Raw genomic sequence first — 708 nt, forward strand, 5'->3', positions numbered from 1 at the left:
GCACCGCCCGGTACAGCCTGGGACATTGACAGCCGGCCAATGTCCCAGATGAATCCCGCGAGTTCACGGGCCACAGCAACCACAGCGATGTTCGCATTCTTGCCGCGCTCTGCCAGTTTGCGATATCGCCGGCACAGCCGCAGTTGTGCGTCCCAGGCTCGATCGGTAATGGGCTTGGGGATGCCTTCCTGTCGACGCTGGATATCCGTACTCACACGTGCGGGAAACCGGTAGCTCCAGGCGGCCTCGACGAGCAGTTTGCGGGCGTAACTGTTGCCGGTTTTCGTAATGCTTCCCTGACGACGCCGCTCTCCGGAAGAGTATTCAGAGGGGGTGACGCCCAGCCATGCCATCAGCTGGCGCGGATGCTCAAAGCGTGACAGGTCGCCAAGCTCTGAAAGCATTCCGATCGCAGTGGTGAACTGTATGCCACGCATGGCCTGAAGGCCCAGTACGGCCGGATAAAAGCGCCACTCGAGCACGGCCTCGCGCAGCGCCCCCTCGAGACGCTCACATTGCGCGAGCCTGTCCTCGATCGTGCGACGGTGTTCGTCGAAGGCCAGTTGCTGCCAGTGACTTGGAAACGAACATGAGCTGATCCATCGCCGGTGCGCGGGTCCCCAGTTAGCGGTACCGGTATAACCCACACCATGCGCGAGCAGGAACGCCTTCAGCCGTTGCCGCGCGTGCCTCAGATCGGCTTTGGCC

1 protein-coding gene is annotated in these 708 nt (G+C 62.1%); it reads right to left on the minus strand.

The window, feature by feature from the left end; all coding sequences use genetic code 11:
• On the minus strand, positions 1–708 hold a 708-nt coding region (locus P0D80_RS50830), incomplete at both ends, for an IS110 family RNA-guided transposase (RefSeq protein ID WP_408296470.1).

Origin of the sequence: Paraburkholderia sp. RL17-373-BIF-A, from assembly GCF_046030175.1 — a bacterium.
In the GTDB taxonomy this organism is placed as follows: domain Bacteria; phylum Pseudomonadota; class Gammaproteobacteria; order Burkholderiales; family Burkholderiaceae; genus Paraburkholderia.